This is a genomic window from Pedococcus sp. P2_E2 (assembly GCF_056403955.1).
In genome coordinates, this window is sequence record NZ_JBFUEM010000002.1 from 554,389 (window position 1) to 573,264 (window position 18,876).

The following is an 18,876-nucleotide window of genomic DNA, read 5'->3' on the forward strand; positions in this document are numbered from 1 at the left end:
CTCCCGAAGTCACAGATGGCGAACCATCGCTGCAGGCACAGCGGCTTGCACACCTCCGCAGTTGGCCGCGGCGTCCCACGCTTGGGCTCTTGGCGCGTCCGCAGCGCCTTCCTTGATGCATGGCACGCGCAGCCAAGGGCGCCATGACCGCGGACGTCTGGGGCGAGTGTGGCTCATCGACTGATAGGGAAGAACTATCGGTCGGTCTGCAAACGAGTCTTGGACGGTGAGCGTGGTTACCGGGTTCGATGGATGCATGACCAGCCGCCGCACCGCACTCGCCGCTGCCGAGGGATCAGGTGATGAGGAATGAAGGTATGGACGTTTTCTCTCAATGGTGAGCTACAAGGAATCTTTGACAGTGAGGAAAAGGCTGTCGAGGCTCGCCGGAAACGTCTTGCCTCCGGCCTTGAGGGCGGGCGGCTTGCAGTGCTGTCTATTGGTCAGTGGTTGGTGCAATGAATGAGTTTTGCGCCGTCCCCAAACCCACATAGCCATCTTGCGCCGCGTGTTTTCCCGGCTGAACCTGACAAATGTGACGCAAGCGCGGGGCAAAACCAGTCCCATACCCAGCTGACTCGTCGAGAGGATACCCATGCCCAGCATCCACCAACTCCCTGACTCCGTGACCGGCCCATTGGAGCCGAGGGGCCAGCGCCCGGGCGCCGACAGCGGCGACCCGCAGATCTCCTGGACCGCCATCGACACCCCGGACGACGTGAAGGTCGGGGTGCGGGAGGCCGAGCCGGGCGGATGGCCAATTGTGAACCGTCCCGAAACCGAGACCTGCTACATCGTCAGCGGGCGCGCCACGATCACCGACGATGACACCGGCGAGAAGAAGGAGATCTCTGCGGGCTACGTGATCGTGTTCCCGAAGGGGTGGTCGGGCCGTTGGGACGTCACCGAGACGATCCGGAAGGTCTACAGCATCGTGGTGCCCGCCTGAACGGGGCGCCGATCATCGAGCGTCGATCCAATGCAGATCCGACTCGAGGCGTCCCCGAGCAACGAGAGTCCCATGAACGGGCGTACGGCCCTTTCGAAACCCAGTGAAAGGAACCTTTGATGAGTGACGCAGTTTTCAGGCCGAAGTACGTCTCGTTCGACTGCTACGGCACGCTGATCAGCTGGCCTATGAACCCGATCACCAAGGAACTGGTCCGCGACCAGGTCCCCGCGGAGCAGTGGGACCAGTTCGTGGCCGAGTTCCGCGGCTACCGCTACGACGCGGTGCATGACGCCTACTACCCCTACGAGCAGGTGCTGCAGAACGCCTTCGACCGGGTCTGCCGCAAGTGGGGAATCGAGTCCGACTCCACCGCCGGCAAGCGTCTCGCCGACGGCGTGCGCAGCTGGGGCCCGCACCCCGACGTGGTCGAGCCGCTGAAGAAGATGGCCGAGCGCTACAAGCTGGTCATCCTCTCCAACGCCGACAACTCCTTCCTCGAGGAGAGCGTCCCGCGCCTGGAGGCGCCGTTCCACGCGGTCTTCACCGCCGAGCAGGCCGGCTACTACAAGCCCCGGTATGCCGCGTTCGAGTACATGCTCGACCAGCTCGACGCCAAGCCCGAGGACTTCGTGCACGTCTCGTGCCACACCCGGTACGACCCGCTGCCGATGCACGACATGGGCTTCCGCAACCTGGTGCTGCTGGACCGCGGCGCCGACCCCATCCCGCCCGGCTACAACCTCACCGTGGTGAAGTCCCTGGACGAGCTCAACACGATGCTCGGCATCTGACCCCCCTTCCGATGGTGACCACGAGTCGGTTCGTGGTCACCATCGGAAAGCTGGCTGGCGGCCGCGGCATACGGGGCGCGAGTCACGTGCACACCGACCGACAGGCGTTCTTTGTCAGCCCGCGGCGGGCGCCCCACCCAGCTCTTCGGCCACGGCTACGAACGCAGCGGCCGCGGGGCTGAGCCGATGGCGTTGCCACACCAGCGCGACGTCGAGCGCGTCCTCGACCGCGAGGCGGCGTACCTGCAGGCCGACGGCATCGGCCAGGGGGCGCCACGAGTCGGCGACCACTGCCACACCGACACCGCTCAGCACGAGGGGCAGGAGGCCCTCGCGATGCTCGATCTCCACCACGATCCGGCAGTCGGTGGCGGCGATGATCGCGTCGGCGACTCGCCGCATACCCGTGCCCGGCTGGCCTACCACCAACGGCAGGCCCCGTAGGTCGGTCATCTTCAGATCGTCAGGGCCCGCTGGGAGATTCGCGTCCGCGCGGGCGACCAGGACGAACGACTGGCTCTCGAGCGGTAGCCGGTCAAGGTCGGTCAGGGCTTCCGTCGGGCCGGCGGTTGCGACGACACCGAGCTCGGCGACGCCCCGCCGCAACGCCTCTCGCACGTCGCCGGGCCGGGGTGCGGCGCCGACGGCCACCTGAACACCGGGGTAGCGGTCTACGAACGAAGCCACGAGGGCGGTCAGGGGGCTGACCACCTGCGACGGCATCGACGCGATCCGCAACCGTCCTCCACGGAGGCCGGCGACCGCGGCCACTGTCTCTCGTGCCACGTCGAGCGCCCGGACCACCTCACGCGCTGGACCGACAAGCGCCGCGCCTGACGGGCTGAGCACCAGCCCCCGTCCCCGGCGGATGAACAGCTCCGTCCCGAGCTCGGATTCGAGCCGGCGGATCGTCTGCGTCACCGAGGGTTGGGCCACGAACAAGTGCTCGGCTGCCCGATGGGCGGTCCCGTGGTCGACCACTGCAAGGAACTGGCGAAGCTGCCGGACGTCCATGGTGCCGCCTTCCGCGCCGTCGGCGCCCTCTGTGCGGCCTCAGCATATCGATAGAGAAGACCTATCGGTTGAGCTGCGTGAGCATCGGAACGCCCCTCCTCGAGTTCCGCTTGACGCGTGGCGATGGTGCGGTGGGCGGTGGGCCTCTACGCCACTCACTGATAGGGGGAGGTTATCGATGAGTCTGTAAACGAGTCTTGGACGTGAGGGTGGTCACCCGAGTTCGATAGACGCATGACCAGCTGCCGCACCGCTCTCGTCGCCGGCGAGGCATCGGTGCCGTGGTCCTCCCGCCTGCCTGCGCTGTCGTGGGCGCTCAACCAACGACACCCCGAGCAAGGACAACGTGCCTGATGACCGTGATCGGATGCATCGCTGACGACTACACCGGAGGCACCGACGCCGCCGCTGGACTGCGTCGTGCGGGGCTGCGCGTTGCGCTGGTGTTCGGCGTCCCCACCTCGGGTCAGGACCTGCCCCCCTGCGATGCGGCAGTCGTGGCCATGAAATTTCGCACCGCTCCTGTCGAGACGGCATCGAAAGACGTCGCCACAGCCTACGACTGGCTGACGAGTCAACGGGTGCAGCGGTTCTACTACAAGTACTGCTCCACCTTCGATTCCACCACCGAGGGCAACATCGGCCCCATCACCGACCTCTTGCTCCAGCTCACAGGAATGCAGACGTCCGTGATCTGCCCCTCGTCCCCGGTTCACGGACGAACGGTCTACCAGGGACACCTCTTCGTCGGCGATCGGCTGCTGTCGGAGTCACCGTTGCGCCGTCATCCGCTGACCCCGATGACCGACCCCGATCTGGCCCGGTTCCTGGCTCACCAGACGGCGGGTCGGGTGGGCCTCGTGAGGTGGCCAGAGGTTGCCACGGGCCCCTCGGCGGTCCGAGAAGCGGTTGACCGCCTCGCGCGGTCCGGCGTTCGCCACGTCGTCACGGATGCGATCAGCGCTGGAGACCTCCGGACCGTCGCGTCAGCGATGCAGGATCGCTCGCTACTCACGGGGGGAGCCGGTCTTGCCGAGGCGTGGGCGGAACTCGTCCATGATCGCCTGTACAACGGGGCGGACGCTCCCGAGGGCGACGCGTCGTCGATTGCGCAGCCGGATGAGTGCAGCACCCGCGTCGAGGACTTCCCCGGAGACACGCTCGTCCTGGCGGGCAGCTGCTCTGCGGCAACCCTGGCGCAGGTCTCGGAAGCGAAAGCAGCCTTTCCGAGCTACCGGCTCGACCCGCTTCGAACCCCCAACCCGGCTCAGATGCTCAAAGAGGCACGTGCGTGGCTGCAAGCGCAGCCCACCGGACGACCCCGACTCATCTACGCCTCAGCGACACCAGCCGAGCGTGAAGCAGCCGCCGCAGCCATGGGACCCAGGACGGGTGAGCACCTGGAACACGTACTCGGTGCCCTAGCCGTGCATGCCGCCGCAGCGGGTACGCGCCGCTTCGTGGTGGCTGGCGGGGAGACCTCCGGAGCTGTTGTCTCCGCCCTCGGCATACAACAGGTGCTGGTCGAGGACGAACTCGAGGTAGGAGTGCCATGGTGCACCACCGAAGGGCGCCGGCCCATGCGCCTCTTGCTCAAGTCGGGGAACTTCGGCTCGAGCCGGCTCCTGGTCGAGGCCGCGACATGAGCGCTCATGAGAAAAGCCTCGCCACCGCAGCGGAGGGCATCGCCAAGCTGGGAGCGTCGATCTTTGCGCGAGGCCTGACTCCCGGGCGTACTGGGAACCTGAGCTGCCGGATCGGGGACGAGGTCGTCGTGACACCCACCGGGGCCAGCCTCGGGTCCCTGGACCCCGGCCAGCTCGCGATCATCGATCTCGAAGGACGTCCGATCCGGGGAGCACAGCCGTCCAAGGAAGCCGGTATGCACGCCGCCCTCTATCGCGCCCGGCCGACCGCCCGAGGCGTCGTGCACCTCCACAGCACCCACGCTGTAGCCGTGTCGTGCCTGGCCGACATCGATGAACGCTCCGCGCTGCCACCGTTGACCGCCTACTTCGCGATGCGCGTGGGACGCCTACCGCTGGTGGCGTACTTTGCGCCCGGCGACCGATCGCTGAGTACCGCGGTGGAGCAGATGGCTCGCGAGCACCACGCGATGCTGCTCGCCAACCACGGTTCTGTCGTGGCTGCCGACGATCTCCTCTCCGCGACCGATGCGGCGGAGGAGATCGAAGAGACAGCTCGGCTCTGGCTGATGCTGCGAAACCAGCCCACCAGACCGTTGACCAGCGCCCAGCTCGCCACCCTGGCAGCAGCGCGCAAGCAGATTGCCCAGCGATGACGATGGCACGCAGAGCCCGGGTGGCGAACTGGATGGTGCTTCATCGCTTGCAGGAGGAGGAAACGAGCACTATGCGTCGGGTTGTTCTTGTTCACACGGTCGCCGGGCTGGTCCCAGTCTTTCAGGAACTTGCGAAGGGACTCCCAGGCGATGTGAAGATCTCCAACATCGTGGACGAGTCCCTGCTGGAGGATGCGATCACAGCCGGCGGGCTCACCCATTCGGTCAACCGCCGAGTAGTGGACCACATCCTGTCGGCCGCGGATAGTGGTGCGGTGGCAGTCCTTGCCACCTGTTCCTCGATCGGACCTGCAGTGGAGATCGCCTCACAACTTGTCGAGGTACCGGTTCTGCGGATCGACGAACCAATGGCGTCGGCCGCCATCGACAGCGGTAAGCGGATAGGCGTGCTGGCAACTGTTGCCTCAACCCTCAACCCCACCGTGGACCTGCTGCGACGCTGCGCTCAAGGCCTGGAGAAGGACGTCGAGGTGGTGCCCGTACTGAAGGCCGAGGCCTTCGCCGCGATCAAGTCGGGCGACGGTGCCGGGCACGACGCGATCATCGGTGAGGCACTCATGGAACTGGCGGGGGACGTGGACGCGATCGTGCTCGCACAGGCGTCGATGGCGAGGGTGGTCGCCACTCTCGAAGCGGGAGCCCTGTCCGTCCCGGTGTTCTCGAGCCCCAACTCGGGCATGGCCCAGCTGGCGTCGGTGCTTGCAGAGGCGGCCGTCACGGCCCCCACGAATGGATAGGAGAGGTCGAGGCATGCGGTGCATCGTTGTCAAAGCCGGCATTGTGGCATGAGTAGGAGAGGTGAAGTTGTGTTTCAAGTTGAGCGCCCGAAGAGCGGGCCAGATGGTTTGTCCGGTCCCCCACCGGCACCGGACAACCCGTGGGCGCGGAGCCTGTGGCTCGACGGGGTGGTCCAGGATCTGACGCCGAGAGAACAGCTCTCGGGCGACCACACCTGTGATGTCGCAATCGTCGGAGCCGGATTCGGCGGGCTGTGGACGGCGTACTACCTCAAGAAGGCCGACCCGTCCCTGCGGGTCACGGTGGTCGAGGCCGAGATCGCCGGATTCGGCGCTGCCGGTCGCAACGGCGGCTTTGTCTCGTCTGGAATCGCCGGCAGCGGCGCGCGCTACGCACGACGCAGCGGTTGGGACAGCGTCCATCGAGCCGAGCGCGAGGTCCAGCACGGGATCGACGAGATCGGCCGCGTCGTGTCGGCCGAAGGCATCGACTGCGGCTACAAGAAGGCCGGGGCGCTCACCGTGGCAACCACCGAACCGCAGCTGCAGCGCGTGCGCGCCCGAATTGAGGCAAAGCACCGCTTCGGGCTCGGCCCCGAGGACATCAGGTTCCTCAGCGCCGACGAGTGCGCAGAGTTCCTCCACGGGCCCGAGGGTCTCCTCGGCGCGTCCTACACGCCCCACTGTGCGCGCGTCGACCCCGCTCGCCTGGCTCGCGGGCTCGCCGACGCCTGCGAGCGCCTCGGCGTCAAGATCTATGAGCAGACTCCGGCACACCACCTGGGACCGAAGGTGGTCCAGTGCCAGAACGGACGGATCTCGGCTGATGTCGTGGTCCGGGCAACGGAGTCGTACACGATCCGTGAGCGGGGCCAGCGACGCAGCTTCCTGCCCCTCTACTCCTTGCTGATCGCCACCGAACCGCTCCCGCAGGAGACGTGGGACGAGCTCGGGTGGCGGGACGGCATCGGGTACTCCGACATCGGGCACCTCTTCTACTACGCCCAACGGACGACCGACGGCCGGATCGTGGTGGGCGGCCGAGGAGCGCCGTACCGACTGAACAACCCGATCTCACCCGAGAACGAGCAGGACGCCGGCGTCTACGAGCGGCTGTGCCAGACCCTGCGCGAGGCGTTCCCGACCGTGGCCAAGGCGCGCATCACCCATCACTGGGGCGGTTCCCTGGCGGTACCCCGCGACTGGTGCATGAGAACGACCTTCGACCGCCAGACGGGACTCGGTTTCGTCGGTGCGTTCGGCGGTCACGGCGTCACCGCCTCCAACATCTCCGGCCGTACCATGCGCGACCTGATCCTGGGCCACAGCACGGACCTGACCTCGCTTCCATGGGTCGGACACCAGACCCGCAACTGGGAACCCGAGCCCCTACGGTTCATCGCCTCGAGGCTCATCCACAAGACCCTCGCGTCGGCCGACGCCTACGAGGAGCGCACCGGGAAGCCGGCCAAGCGCGTACGGCTCGTGGCGCCGTTCCTGCCACCAGGCCACTAGCGGATTCCCGCCGTTCGCACGACCCATACCTCCCAGCCGCACACAAGGATGGGTCGCCGATCGACCTGCACTTCAGTTGCGGAGCCGCGAGAGGGCCAACGAAGAGCGAACGTGGTGATCGGGACCACAGGTACGACGGCGGGATCGCGAGACCAGGCATCGCCTCGTCCGGTTCGGGCGACTGGGGTCAACCCGTTTCCCCGCAGTCACGACCGGAGATGCAGTAGACCGACTGCGCGAGGAGCCACAGTCCCAGAACCAGCGGAGGAAGGCCAAGCACCAAAGCGGCAGCCGCGACCGTTGGGCGCTCGCCTTGCTGTCTCTTGGTCTTGATGGCCAAGATGGCCAAGATGACCGCGAACAGGAACATGATCACTCCGACGGCGATGATCAGCATGATCGTTGCGACTTCTTGAAACAGGTCGGGGATGAAGGCGATTGCCACAACACCCAGGGCTGCGACTTCCAGCGCCATCGCCGTGTAGCCCAGTCCGTCCCCTTCATTCACCGCCACCCTTCGAACCATAGGCATGCATCGCCTGCATCAATGGCTCGATCCCGAGTCCGCGTCATTCCGCCGCCAATGCCCGCAGTGCAGTACTCCTCCAACGTCCACTCACAGCGCGGCGCACGCCTCGCGGCCGGGCCGCGCCTCTACGTGCCGCTCGTCAGGCTGAGAAGACGAGCCACGATCCAGGATGGATCAAAGCGCTCGACAACTTCGTCGCCCGTGCCAGAGCTGACGGCCCTTGGTTCAGGTCCGCCGGACTGGCAGTCCACCAAAGCGACGCCCGCCTCGCACAACCTGTCCAGATGCCCGGAGAGAGCTGGGTGGCCCCAGAGCTTGTTGTTGATCATGGGCACAAGCACCATCGGGATCCGCTGTCCGAGTGCCTCGCACAATCGGCTGTGCGCGTACGTATCAGCAATACCGGCCGCCAGTTTGGCCACCGTGTTGAACGTCGCCGGCGCGACGACGACCACGTCGGGCTCGGCCGAACTCGTCTCGCCATGACCAAGGGCCGAGTTGAGGTGCGAGACGGTCGCTTCGTCGACCCAAGCGCCGGCGGACGGGGTGGTGACCACCTCGATCTGCCAGCCGGCCTCGCTCAGGGCCTCGGCAATATCGGAGCAGCGGCTCGCCAGGGGGGCGCCGGTGACGACGAGCAGGCAGGTAGACACATCCCTAGTGGAGCAGACCGGCCCGCGTGGCGAGGTCAGTCAGCGATCGTGTCTGCGCCTTCTTTCCTCGCGCGAGCATCTCCCGGACCAGCTCCTGGGCGATGACGTTGTGCCGGATGACCTCTGGCGCCACCCGCTCGGCATCCAGCAGATGCAGGGTCGCTTCGGCATCGCGCTTGCGTTGAGCCTGTGCCCAAGCCAGGTCCAGCTGCACCTGGGCGCGCCGGCTCGCCAGGCCGGATGGAAGCCGCTCTGTGTCGACGGTTGCGGCTGCGCGCAGCGCCTCGCCTGGATCGCCCAACTCGGCCGCGACCGAAACCCGGTGAATCGCAACGTTGGTCGGGCCGAACGCTGTCCAGGCGTGATTGCCGTCTTCACCCAACATGTTGGCCATTCGCTGCGCGCGCTCGAGCCGTTCCCATGCGGTCCACTGTTCGGTCTGCCGCGCGGCGATGACCGCGGCGATCAGCCAAAGTGCGCCGCACAAGGAGACGATGACGGGGGAGTCGGATCGCGCTGTGCGTTCCAGCCGCTCAGCCATGCCGACGGCCAGGTGTTCGGCGTCCTGCGGCTGCTCCGCTCGCAGCACGGCGCACGCCACCTGGTAGGCCGCCATCCCCGATGCCACGTCGGACTCAGCGGTGTAAGCAGCAGTTGCGGCGCGGTCGGCGGCGAGGAGCGCGAGATCACCAGCTCCCAGCTTGGTGACCAACTTTGCCGCCGCCGCATACGCCGACACGTAGATCAGGTGGCCTTCGCGTTCCTCCGGAGTCTGCGCCAGTTCTAGGCGCAGCCGCTCGGCTTGCCCGAGCAGTGCGGGCAACTCACTGACCACCTGCTCGTAGTGCGCGGCCTGGTAGCTGCGATGGACCCCCACCACCTGAGCCTGCAGCTGAGCAAGAGTCAGGACCGCGGGCGTCGAGTCGCCGAGCATGTGGTCGTAGCGCGTCATGCAGGTGCGCAGTTCGGCCAGGCCGGCGCCGAAGGCCCCGCCGTTCGGCTGGACCTGCCACGGACGGCCCGAGAGCGACTCCATATCAACGTGCAGCACACGCGCCAGGTCCAGGAGAACCGACAAACGGTCGACCGAACGCACACCGCGTTCGACCTGCGACAGCCAGGACTCTGACCGCCCGACCAGGCCCGCCAACGCGGCCTGACTGAGGCCGCGACGACGCCGGTACGCCGCGATCCGTTCTCCCACCGCCCCGCTTGCCATGCTGCGACCCTTCGAAGTCTCTGAGGACACGCCCTTGAAATATAGCCAAAAGAGGACAAAGAACCACCGGAGTCCGCTTGGTTGTGGACAACTTCGCGCTAGGACGGCGATTCCGTATGCCGCGTGGCCGGCTCGGGCGCGCGTGTCACGTTGGTGGCGCGGGCAGCTGCCCGAAGCACGCTCACCGGCTGGTCCAGCAGGGTGGCGGTCCGTTCGATGCCTGATACGGACACCAGCTCCGCTCTGGCGAGGTTGAGCCGTTCCTCAGCTGTCTCGATTCGGGCCTGGTGCTGACGAACGAGCGCGTCCAGCTTCGCCTGTGCAGCCTCCTTGGCTGTGTCGGCGGCGTGGACCGCAGCAACTGCCTGGCTCTCCATCTGCTGCGCCTCACGAAGTCGGTGGCGAGCTCGTTCGTCCAAAGGCCTTCGGCTGGGACGGGACATGGCAGCGCTCCTGGGGTTTCGACTGGTCTCACCTGATGCGTCGTCTACCGCTCGACCGGTACAGCCCTGCCTCCCACCCCCGACCCGAACCTGCCCGGCTCCGTGTCACCGGTCCTCGGCCCGCCCTCGGCACACCGTCCGCCACGCGACCCGCCGCTTCCTCCCATCGGCACCACCGCCCTTTCCATCAGCACACCTCTGGCATCCGAGGCCTCTTCAATTCTCGTCGTGTATCGCGGCGGCGGTAGCCGGTGCGACAGAACACCCGCATACGGCGCCCACCGAGACGACGGAATGGACTGCTCACATGACGATGTCGATCCGCCGGATGACGCTCGGCAGTGGCTACAAGTACCTGATGAGTTCCGTCGCGCAGAGCGACGGGGCCTCGCAGCAGGCGTCCGCGTTGACTCGCTACTACGCGGAGTCGGGCACCCCACCGGGACGGTTCCTCGGCGAAGGTCTCGCGGGCCTCGATCGAGGGAACGGGGTTAGGCGAGGCAGCCGGGTGACCGAGGAGCACCTCTTCCGGATGCTCGGCATGCTGCAGGATCCCCTGACGGGTGAGCAACTTGGCCGGCCGCCGCGGCGACCCGCCGCCTCATTCAGCGATCGGGTGGCTAGCCGGATCGCTCGCGAGATTACGGGGCTCAGCGGCGAGACTCGCGAGGAGGCGGTCCTCAACATCAAGCGCGAGGAGCGGATCGCGGAGACCAGATTGGCCCGCGCTGTCGCGGGGTTCGACCTCACCTTCAGTGCGCCCAAGAGCGTGAGCGTCGCGTGGGCTCTCGCCGACGCAGGGACGCAGGGGGTTATCTACGACGCCCATCAGAGGGCGCTTGCCTACGTGGTGGCCTTTGCCGAGCGAAGCGTCTTCAGCTCCCGGTCAGGGAAGAACGGCGTCGTCCAGGAAGACATCCGCGGGATCGTCGGCGCGGCGTTCGACCACTGGGACTCACGGGCCGGCGACCCGCAGATGCACACTCACGTCGCCGTGATGAACCGTGTGCAGAGCCACGACGGCGTGTGGCGAACCCTGGACTCTCGCGCGCTGTTTCGCTCCGCGGTCGGGCTCTCCGAGATGTACAACGGCGTCCTCTCCGATCTGCTGACCGAGGCTCTGGGCTGGGGATGGGACCCCGCGCGCCGAGCCCATTCTGCGGTTCCTAAGTACGAGGTGGCTGGCGTTTCGGAAGCACTGCAACGGGAGTTCTCCAGGCGTTCGTCGGCCATCGAGACCGCCACCGAGAAGCTCGTCCCTGCCTTCGTGGAGGCCCACGGGCGCGGACCCAGCAGTCGGGAGATGCTGCGGCTCCGGCAACGCGCCACCTTGGAGACCCGTCCGGACAAGCACGTCAAACCCTTGGCCGACCTCGTCGAGGTATGGCGCACACGGGCCCAGAGCGTCCTACGGGACGAGCCCGTCGCGTGGGTCAAAGGCTTGGGGGAGAGGAACGACTTGCCACTCCTTCGCGCCGACGACCTCACCACCGAGATGCTCGCCGAGGTTGCCTCCATCGCCGTCGACACGGTCGCTACAAAGCGGGCGACCTTCTCCCTGGCCAACGTCTTCGCCGAGGTCCTGCGGCAGGTACACGGCGTGCGATTCGTCAGCGCCGACGACCGAATGGCCGTCGTCGAGCGCACCCTGGACCTCGCGTTGCAGGAGTCCCTGTCCCTCAGTGCCCCGGAGCTGGCGCACACGCCGAAGCCCTTCACACGGGCCGATGGGACTTCGCGATTCCGCGCTCGCGGGCACGAGGTCTACACGACGCAGGCGTTGCTAGAGGCGGAGGCGAGACTTCTGGAGGCGAGCCGGCGCACCGATGGACCACGCACCGGCATACAGGAAGTCGCCGATGTGGCTGAAGCCGAGCTGCCTGGTCGGGCGCACCAGCTTGCCGCCGATCAGGTCCGGGCGATCGAGCAGATCGCGACCTCTGGCCGCCCTCTCGACCTCCTCGTTGGACCTGCGGGCACCGGCAAGTCCACTAGCATGTCCGGACTGCGGACCGTGTGGGAGAAGGTATTCGGCGCTGGCTCCGTGATCGGCCTTGCCCCCTCCGCGGCGGCGGCGAAAGTCTTGGCGCACGAGTGTGGGATCCCCACGGAGAATACGAGCAAGTGGCTCACCGAGCATTCCCGTGAGCCCGAACGGCTTGCGGAGATCGACCGTCTCCGCGCCCAGATGCGCCGTCAGGGACCATCGATGCGCACCGCGCTCCTGCGCAGGCGCATCGAGGAGCTCACCGCTGAGGTCAACCAGTGGCGGCTGCATCCCGGCCAGCTCGTGATCGTGGACGAGGCGTCACTCGCGGGCACCTTCGGACTCGACGGTCTCACAGAGTCGGCGCAGAACGCCGGCGCGAAAGTCGTTCTGGTGGGCGATTGGGCCCAGCTCAGCCCCGTCGAGGCAGGCGGAGCATTCCACCTGCTCGCCCGCGACCGCGACGTGGTGCCCGAGCTCACCGACGTTCGCAGGTTCGTCAACCATTGGGAGAAGACGGCATCAGTGAACCTGAGGATCGGACGCGTGGAGGCCGTGGACGACTACCAATCGCAGGGCCGTGTCGAGGGCGGCGACCGCGAGTCGATGCTCGATCTGATGTATGCCGGGTGGCGCGAGGACGTCGAGGGTGGTCGCCGCTCGTTGATGATTGCATCCGACAAGGAGACCGTGGCAGCCCTAAACGAACGGGCACGAGCAGATCTCGTGGCGGCAGGTCGGGTCGCGCGAAGCGGCATACAGACGAGCAACAGCGAACACATCGCTGTTGGGGACCTCGTGGTCACTAGGGAGAACAACAGGCGCCTCTCCTGCGGCCGGGGGTGGGTCAAGAACGGCGACCAGTGGGTCGTGGTCGCCGTCGCCGCAGACGGAGCAGTGACCGTCTCGCGCACTACCGGGATGGGTATGCCGGGCGGCCGGCAGGTGGTCCTCCCCGCCAATTACGCGCGTGAGCACCTCGAGCTGGGCTACGCCACCACGGCTCACCGAGCGCAGGGCAGGACAGTCGACACCGCTCATGCGTTCGTATCGGTGACGACCCAGCGAGAGGTCCTCTACGTATCTGCCACACGGGGACGCGAGTCCAACAGGCTCTATGTCGACACGATGTACGACCCGGACATGGATACCCAGCACGGCATTCCGACGGAACGCGACGCCGGTGACGTGCTCCGAACGGTCCTCCAGACGCGCGGAGCCGACCTGTCGGCAACTGAGACCATGAGAGCCGAGTGGGCGGAGCAGGACTCCATAACTCGCTTGTGGGCGGAGTACGAGACGATTGCTGGTCTCGCGCAGCGCGAGCGGTACGACGCCCTGGTGCGCGGCTGCCTTGGCAACGGTGAGGACACCCTGGGTGTGACCGAGTCTGAGGCGTACGGCCCGCTGCTCGTCGCGCTGCGTGAGGCGGAGTCACTGGGACTAAACGTCGGGCATCACCTGCCGGCTCTGGTGGGGGGTCGGACACTGGCCTCCGCCGATGACCCGGCGGCCGTGCTCCATGGTCGAGTGGACCGCTGGATTCAGGGTGCTGATCGCACGCGCCAGGTGAATGTGGGGCGCATTGCTGGCCTCTTCATGAAGCAGGTCTTCGCGGCCCAGTCGGACCTGCAGGACGGTCTCGACGACCGCGCTCGCCTCATCGAGGAGCGAGCCCGAGCCGCTGCGGAGGCTGCTGTCAGGAACGGGCAGGCGTGGGCGGCGCAGCTGGGCCGGCGCCCCGCCGACCCACTGCGCGGCGAAGAGTGGATGCTGAGAGTGGCCACCGTGGCTGCCTATCGGGAGCGTTGGGGGATCACCGACCGCTCTGTCCTCGGAACCACCGAGCCACCATCCGTTGAGCAAGAGACGCAGAGGCGCCTGGCTCAAGCCGCCGTCGAAGCGGCGCTCGCAATCACACGCGCTGAACGGGCGAATGTCGGCACCCTGGGGCACTCTGTTGAGCAGGGCGTCACGAGGGAAGGTGTGCAGATGTGAGCCTACGGAGCGGAGCGGCTGCCCCAGCGCAGCTGGCGCACGAACGGAGCGCTGCCTACGACGACGCGCGATCCCTGGCTATCGAACTGGGCCGAGGCTCGCCTTCACGTGCCTTCGACGCCTTGAACGCCGGGATTGTCCTGGCACCCGATGAAACCGTCTATCGGTCAACCGAAGCATGGCTTCGGATGCAGAGCTCGGGGAGCTGGGGCGAAGCCCGCCCCGCCAACGTCCTGATCAGCGACCAGAGACTTCTCTGCAGACTGCTCGATGGAGGCTGGACCTCCCTTTGGTGGAACGGCGTTGTGGGGCTGCAGGTCGACATCGCCGCAGACCACGTCATTCTGGACTACGGAGACGGTGAGCCAGTAGCCCTCTCCGGCCTTCACGCGGCCGGTATTGGCGTCGCTGCCATCGCATCCGTGTACGGCGTCGAGGCGCTAATCGTCCACCCCTCGCTCGTGCCAATTCGAACTCAGCAGCCTGTCGATCGTTAGCCGCTCGGAGTCCCGGCCTCGTTTCGTCCGGCCGACCGGTTTACCCCGGGGTCGTTCGTGCCCGCGATTCAATCCCGCGTTAGAGCTCAGTTGAACTCTTCGTCCCGCGAAGGGCTGCCTGCGTCCTTTTCGAGGGCTGGCTGAGGATCGACATCGTCGTGCGACAACTTGTGCGACATCTCTTGGCCAAAGAGGGCGACCCACGGTCACTCGCGGTCGATGACCCCCGTGGGATGCAGCCTCGTTGAAACCACACAGCGACAGGTCAGTCAGTTTCTGACCTGCGGCTTTTTCTTGGGGGGCGGGGCGGGTCGAACCCCGACCTTCCGATTTTCAGACAGAGACGAACGCCCATGGCAGCAGCCACTTTTGGCTCGACGTGCGACATCTCGTGCAACATCTCAGCCGGCGCCCGGTCGGGACAATCCATCCTGTCACCTACCCGCTGGCAGACCACCAGTTGCTACGCATGCGCGGCAGCCCTCTGCAGTACTGCTGACGACCCAAAAGAGTGTTGTCTGACGAGTAGGTCACCGACCGTTACGCGCAGAGGCTGGGTTGCGTCGGCCAAGGGGTGCGAAGCGACGAGAGGCCGGCCAGTAGCCGGCGCAGTCTCAGAGATTTTGCGGCTGATCATGCCGACGGTGCAGTCGGACAAAATATACCGTTGCAACGGTGCTTCCTATACGCATGCGCGAACTTTTCATCCTGAGCAGCTGATCGTCTGGATCTGCCGTATATCTCTGGATCGACATTCCGCCATCGCTCTACGATCCTCCGCATGAGCAGATTGATAAGCGCAGCGCCCAGGGGGCGCGCAGAGGTCGGCCACACCCACGCGGACGTTTCTGGTGGTGCCCTTCGGGCGTCGGTTTTTGGCGCCATGGATGGACTGGTTACCAACATCGCCTTGGTTGCGGGTGTTGGTGGCGCCGGGGCCAATCCCCACTACATCGTCCTCACCGGTCTTGCCGGGCTGGTGGCTGGGGCGTTTTCGATGGCGATGGGCGAGTTCACGTCCGTGAAGACCCAGAACGAGCAGGTCGACCGCGAGTGGGCGAAGGAGCGTGCGGAGATCGCCGCGAACGGCCCGGCTGAGGAGCGAGAACTGGTTGAGATGTTCGCCGAGATGGGAATGTCCCATGCCACGGCGGAGGATGCTGCGCGTCAGGTCCATGCCGACCCAGAGCAGGCCGCGCTGCTTCACGTGACGCAGGAGCTGGGTCTTGACCCCCAGGACAAGCCCTCGCCGCAGGTGGCGGCGGTGTCGTCGTTCTTCACCTTCTCCGCCGGTGCGCTGGTTCCGCTGATCCCATTCCTGCTCGGCTTCACCTCACTCACCCTCGGCCTCGCTGTGGGTGGCGTGGGTCTGCTCGTCGCCGGTGGTGTCGCGGCGCTGGCCACGGGTGTCCCGTGGTGGCTGAGCGCTATCCGGCAGCTGGCGTTCGGTGCCATCGCTGCGGGCGCGACCTACCTGGTCGGTTGGGCGATGGGCGTCGGGGTCGTGGGGTAGGCGGTGGCGTCGTGGCGCTTCGCCTTCGTCGGGAGCCGGTGCCGTCAGGCATCGTGACTTGGAAACCCGATGTACGTCAGGGGTGTCCTCGTATGCCGTCGCACCGGTACGCAGCCCTTCAGGGTGGTCGGCCCGCGTCGGGTCTCTGACTTGGGGTCGTGGTGGTGTCAGCTTCATCGACCAGCGCTGGCTGGTCCAACCGAATCGAAAGAATGTCCGTAATGAAGGGAGCGCGAGATGTCATCTGACCGTTTGAAGTCATCACTGGTGGGGGAGACGAGTACTCCTCGGTGCGGGGGCGGGGTGATGAGGGCTCGGCTTCGTTGGGTGGTTGGTCCGGCGCTGGTCGCGGTGACCGCTGCCGGCTGCGGCATGGGCGGTGGGGATGGGCAGGCGAACGGTACCGGCGCTGGTGGTGGCCACCTGGTGTACGACGAGTTCTCTGCGCCGGTGGCGGCGTGGGCGCTGGAGAGCGACGATGCCCAGCTGCTCTCGCGGGCGGGGTGTTCGGAAACGCTGACCCGCAACGCGGCCGACGGGGCATTGAACCCGGCTTTGGCCGAGTCGTGGGCCCGGGTCAGCCCGACGGAGTGGAAGTTCACGCTGCGCAAGGGTGTGAAGTTCCAGGACGGCACGGCCATGGATGCCCAGGCGGTCGCGGGTGCGCTGAACCACCTGCTGCAGGCCAAGGTGCCGGCCCGGTCGTTCAACCCCAAGTCGGTGTCCGCGGTTCAGGCGGTGGATGCCGGGACGGTGCAGATCACGACCCCGGCGCCCGATGTGCTGCTGCCGTTGCGGACGGCCAGCCCCAACACGGCCATCCTGTCCCCGAAGGCCTACCAGGGTGCCCAGCTCAACATCCAGGGCACCTGCACGGGCCCGTTCAAGGTCGCCAAGGAAGTGGCCGGCCAGTCGCTGCAGGTGGTCCGCAACGACGGCTACTGGGGTGGCAAGCCCGGCTTGGCCAGCGTCGAGATCCGCTTCATCGGGTCCGGTCCGACCCGGGTGACGCAGGTGCGCACCGGTGAGGCGGACATCGCCGCGGTGGTCCCGGCGGTGTCGGTGCCGGAGCTGCAGGGCGACTCCACGGTCAAGGTGGAGAAGATCCAGTCACCGCGTACCGCGGTCATGTTGCTGAACAACTCCCGGCCGCCGTTCAACAACCCGGCGGTGCGCAAGGCGTTCCAGTCGGCGCTGGACACCAGCGCGATCGCCAAGAGCATCTATCACGATGTGGCGATCCCCGCCGTCGGCCCGTTCGCGCCGACGGACCCGTGGGCGCCGCAGGGTGCTCAGCCCATCACGGCGAGCCTGGACCAGGCCAAGAGCATGTTGGCGCAGGCCGGAGTCAAGCCCGGTTCGCTGACCGTCACCCTCGTCGCCTACACCGACCGGCCGGAGTTCGCGGACCTGGCAGCGGTGATTCAGGACCAGCTGGCCAAGCTCGGGGTCAAGGTCAAGATCAGGACGGGAACCAACGCTGCGGTGCAGCCGGACCTGCTGGCCGGCAACTTCGATGCGGCGCTGTTCTCCCGTGGCTACCTGATCGATGCCTTTGACCCGCTCAGCTACCTGCGTTCGGACTGGAGCTGCAAGGGCACCTTCAACATCGCCCACTACTGCGACCCGCAGACCGACGCCCTGATCGACAAGGCCGCCGGGACCGAGGATGCCAACGCCCGGCACCAGATCGAAGGCCAGATCGCGCAGAAGCTCCAGGCCGACGCAGGCGGGGTGTTCCTGGTGCACGAATCGCTGGTCACCGCGCTGCGCCCCCGCGTCCAGGGCTTCAAACCAGACCCGCGCAACCTCTATGTCCTCACCAAGGACCTCACCATCCGCTGACCAGCCGGGAACCATCAGCCCGGACCAGCCAGCGTTCGCTGACCCACCAGCCCGGACCCACCTGCCCGGACCCACCTGCCCGGACCCGCCAAGGTCCCGCAGGTAGGTGGACCACCAAGGACATCCGCCGCGCCCATGGAGCCCCCTTTCCCATGGGCGCGGCGGAGCCAGTGAGGACACCGCCGATGCCCGGTGACATGAGACGAATCATCATCGTCGGGGCCTCGCTGGCCGGGCACCAGATAGCCACCCGGTTGCGCGGTCTCGGGTACGACGGCGAGCTCACCGTGTTCGGCGCCGAGACCCACCGACCCTATGACCGCTACCCCCTGTCGAAGGGGTTCCTCTCCGGGGACGTCAACGAAGGGGGCCTCGCGATCGAGCCCGGCCAGCTCGACATCGACTGGCGCCTGGGGCAGTGGGTCACGGGTCTGGATTTGGCGACACGGTTCATCACCGTCGACGGTGGCCAGCGAGTACCGTTCGACGGCCTGGTGGTGGCGACTGGTTCCCGGCCGCGGATGCCGGCCATGCTGAACCGTGGCGTTGACGGTGTCTTCGTGCTGCGCACGCTCGAGGACGGCGCGGCGCTCAGGGCGGCTCTCGCGGCGCCTCAGCGGCGGGTGGTGGTCATAGGGGGAGGGTTGATCGGTGCCGAGGTCGCCTCGCACGCCGCAGCGACCGGCCACGTCACCACCCTGGTGGACAGCTCGCCTCTGCCGACTGCCCGGACGCTCGGTCCGCGTGTCGCGACCCATCTTCGGAGGCTGCACCTGGAGCACGGCGTCACGCTGCTCACGGACTCCCGGCTCACGGCCCTCGACGTGCGCGCGGGAATGCTGTGCGGCGTTCGCCTGGAC

At 66.9% G+C, this 18,876-nt stretch carries 16 protein-coding genes; 11 read left to right on the forward strand and 5 right to left on the reverse strand.

Features of this window, described 5'->3' with window-relative positions:
* Window positions 1-595 precede the first annotated feature (595 nt).
* Window positions 596-949 (forward strand): cupin domain-containing protein, encoded by a 354-nt coding sequence (locus tag AC1DWR_RS08260; protein ID WP_477624214.1) that lies wholly within the window; start codon window positions 596-598, stop codon window positions 947-949.
* 119 nt (window positions 950-1,068) lie between these two features.
* Window positions 1,069-1,743, forward strand: coding sequence for a haloacid dehalogenase type II (locus AC1DWR_RS08265; protein ID WP_477624215.1), 675 nt, complete (start codon window positions 1,069-1,071; stop codon window positions 1,741-1,743).
* A 114-nt stretch (window positions 1,744-1,857) separates the two neighbouring features.
* On the opposite strand, the gene AC1DWR_RS08270 is transcribed toward AC1DWR_RS08265, so the two are convergent.
* Window positions 1,858-2,757: a LysR family transcriptional regulator gene (locus tag AC1DWR_RS08270; RefSeq protein WP_477624216.1), complete on the reverse strand. Its 900-nt coding sequence runs from the start codon at window positions 2,755-2,757 to the stop codon at window positions 1,858-1,860.
* Between the two features lie 353 nt (window positions 2,758-3,110).
* Between AC1DWR_RS08270 and otnK the strand changes: the two genes are divergently transcribed.
* The 4 genes from otnK to AC1DWR_RS08290 all read left to right on the forward strand — a co-directional run bounded on the left by otnK (window position 3,111) and on the right by AC1DWR_RS08290 (window position 7,332).
* Entirely contained in the window at window positions 3,111-4,403 is a 1,293-nt protein-coding gene (gene otnK, locus AC1DWR_RS08275; RefSeq protein WP_477624217.1) for a 3-oxo-tetronate kinase, read from the forward strand.
* A complete protein-coding gene (otnC, locus tag AC1DWR_RS08280) occupies window positions 4,400-5,059 on the forward strand; it encodes a 3-oxo-tetronate 4-phosphate decarboxylase (RefSeq protein WP_477624218.1) in 660 nt (219 codons plus the stop codon). Before otnK ends, otnC begins: the two co-directional genes overlap by 4 nt.
* Window positions 5,056-5,817 carry an aspartate/glutamate racemase family protein gene (locus AC1DWR_RS08285; protein ID WP_477624219.1) on the forward strand — a complete coding sequence of 254 codons (762 nt, stop codon included), beginning with the start codon at window positions 5,056-5,058 and terminating at the stop codon, window positions 5,815-5,817. Before otnC ends, AC1DWR_RS08285 begins: the two co-directional genes overlap by 4 nt.
* Window positions 5,818-5,985: 168 nt before the next feature.
* A complete protein-coding gene (locus tag AC1DWR_RS08290) occupies window positions 5,986-7,332 on the forward strand; it encodes an NAD(P)/FAD-dependent oxidoreductase (RefSeq protein ID WP_477624220.1) in 1,347 nt (448 codons plus the stop codon).
* Between the two features lie 187 nt (window positions 7,333-7,519).
* On the opposite strand, the gene AC1DWR_RS08295 is transcribed toward AC1DWR_RS08290, so the two are convergent.
* From AC1DWR_RS08295 to AC1DWR_RS08310, 4 genes are all read right to left on the reverse strand, one after another.
* Window positions 7,520-7,846, reverse strand: coding sequence for a hypothetical protein (locus tag AC1DWR_RS08295; RefSeq protein ID WP_477624221.1), 327 nt, complete (start codon window positions 7,844-7,846; stop codon window positions 7,520-7,522).
* 140 nt (window positions 7,847-7,986) lie between these two features.
* Complete coding sequence (locus tag AC1DWR_RS08300; protein ID WP_477615748.1) at window positions 7,987-8,514, reverse strand: flavoprotein; 528 nt, start codon at window positions 8,512-8,514, stop codon at window positions 7,987-7,989.
* A gap of 4 nt (window positions 8,515-8,518) precedes the next feature.
* The gene (locus AC1DWR_RS08305) at window positions 8,519-9,733 is read right to left on the reverse strand and encodes a helix-turn-helix domain-containing protein (RefSeq protein ID WP_477615749.1); all 1,215 of its coding nucleotides are present in this window, start codon (window positions 9,731-9,733) and stop codon (window positions 8,519-8,521) included.
* 98 nt (window positions 9,734-9,831) lie between these two features.
* Window positions 9,832-10,110, reverse strand: a complete 279-nt coding sequence (locus AC1DWR_RS08310) for a hypothetical protein (RefSeq protein WP_477624222.1) — start codon at window positions 10,108-10,110, stop codon at window positions 9,832-9,834.
* Between the two features lie 373 nt (window positions 10,111-10,483).
* Here AC1DWR_RS08310 and mobF point away from each other — a divergent pair, with 373 nt between their 5' ends.
* From mobF to AC1DWR_RS08335, 5 genes are all read left to right on the forward strand, one after another.
* Complete coding sequence (mobF, locus tag AC1DWR_RS08315) at window positions 10,484-14,161, forward strand: MobF family relaxase (RefSeq protein WP_477624223.1); 3,678 nt, start codon at window positions 10,484-10,486, stop codon at window positions 14,159-14,161.
* Window positions 14,158-14,658: a hypothetical protein gene (locus tag AC1DWR_RS08320; protein ID WP_477624224.1), complete on the forward strand. Its 501-nt coding sequence runs from the start codon at window positions 14,158-14,160 to the stop codon at window positions 14,656-14,658. Before mobF ends, AC1DWR_RS08320 begins: the two co-directional genes overlap by 4 nt.
* Before the next feature lie 781 nt (window positions 14,659-15,439).
* A complete protein-coding gene (locus tag AC1DWR_RS08325) occupies window positions 15,440-16,171 on the forward strand; it encodes a VIT1/CCC1 transporter family protein (protein WP_477615752.1) in 732 nt (243 codons plus the stop codon).
* A gap of 327 nt (window positions 16,172-16,498) precedes the next feature.
* On the forward strand, window positions 16,499-18,016 hold the full coding sequence (locus AC1DWR_RS08330) for an ABC transporter substrate-binding protein (RefSeq protein ID WP_477615753.1): 1,518 nt from the start codon (window positions 16,499-16,501) through the stop codon (window positions 18,014-18,016).
* 197 nt (window positions 18,017-18,213) lie between these two features.
* Window positions 18,214-18,876, forward strand: a 663-nt coding sequence (locus tag AC1DWR_RS08335) for an NAD(P)/FAD-dependent oxidoreductase (protein WP_477624225.1), incomplete at its 3' end; no start/stop codon positions are given.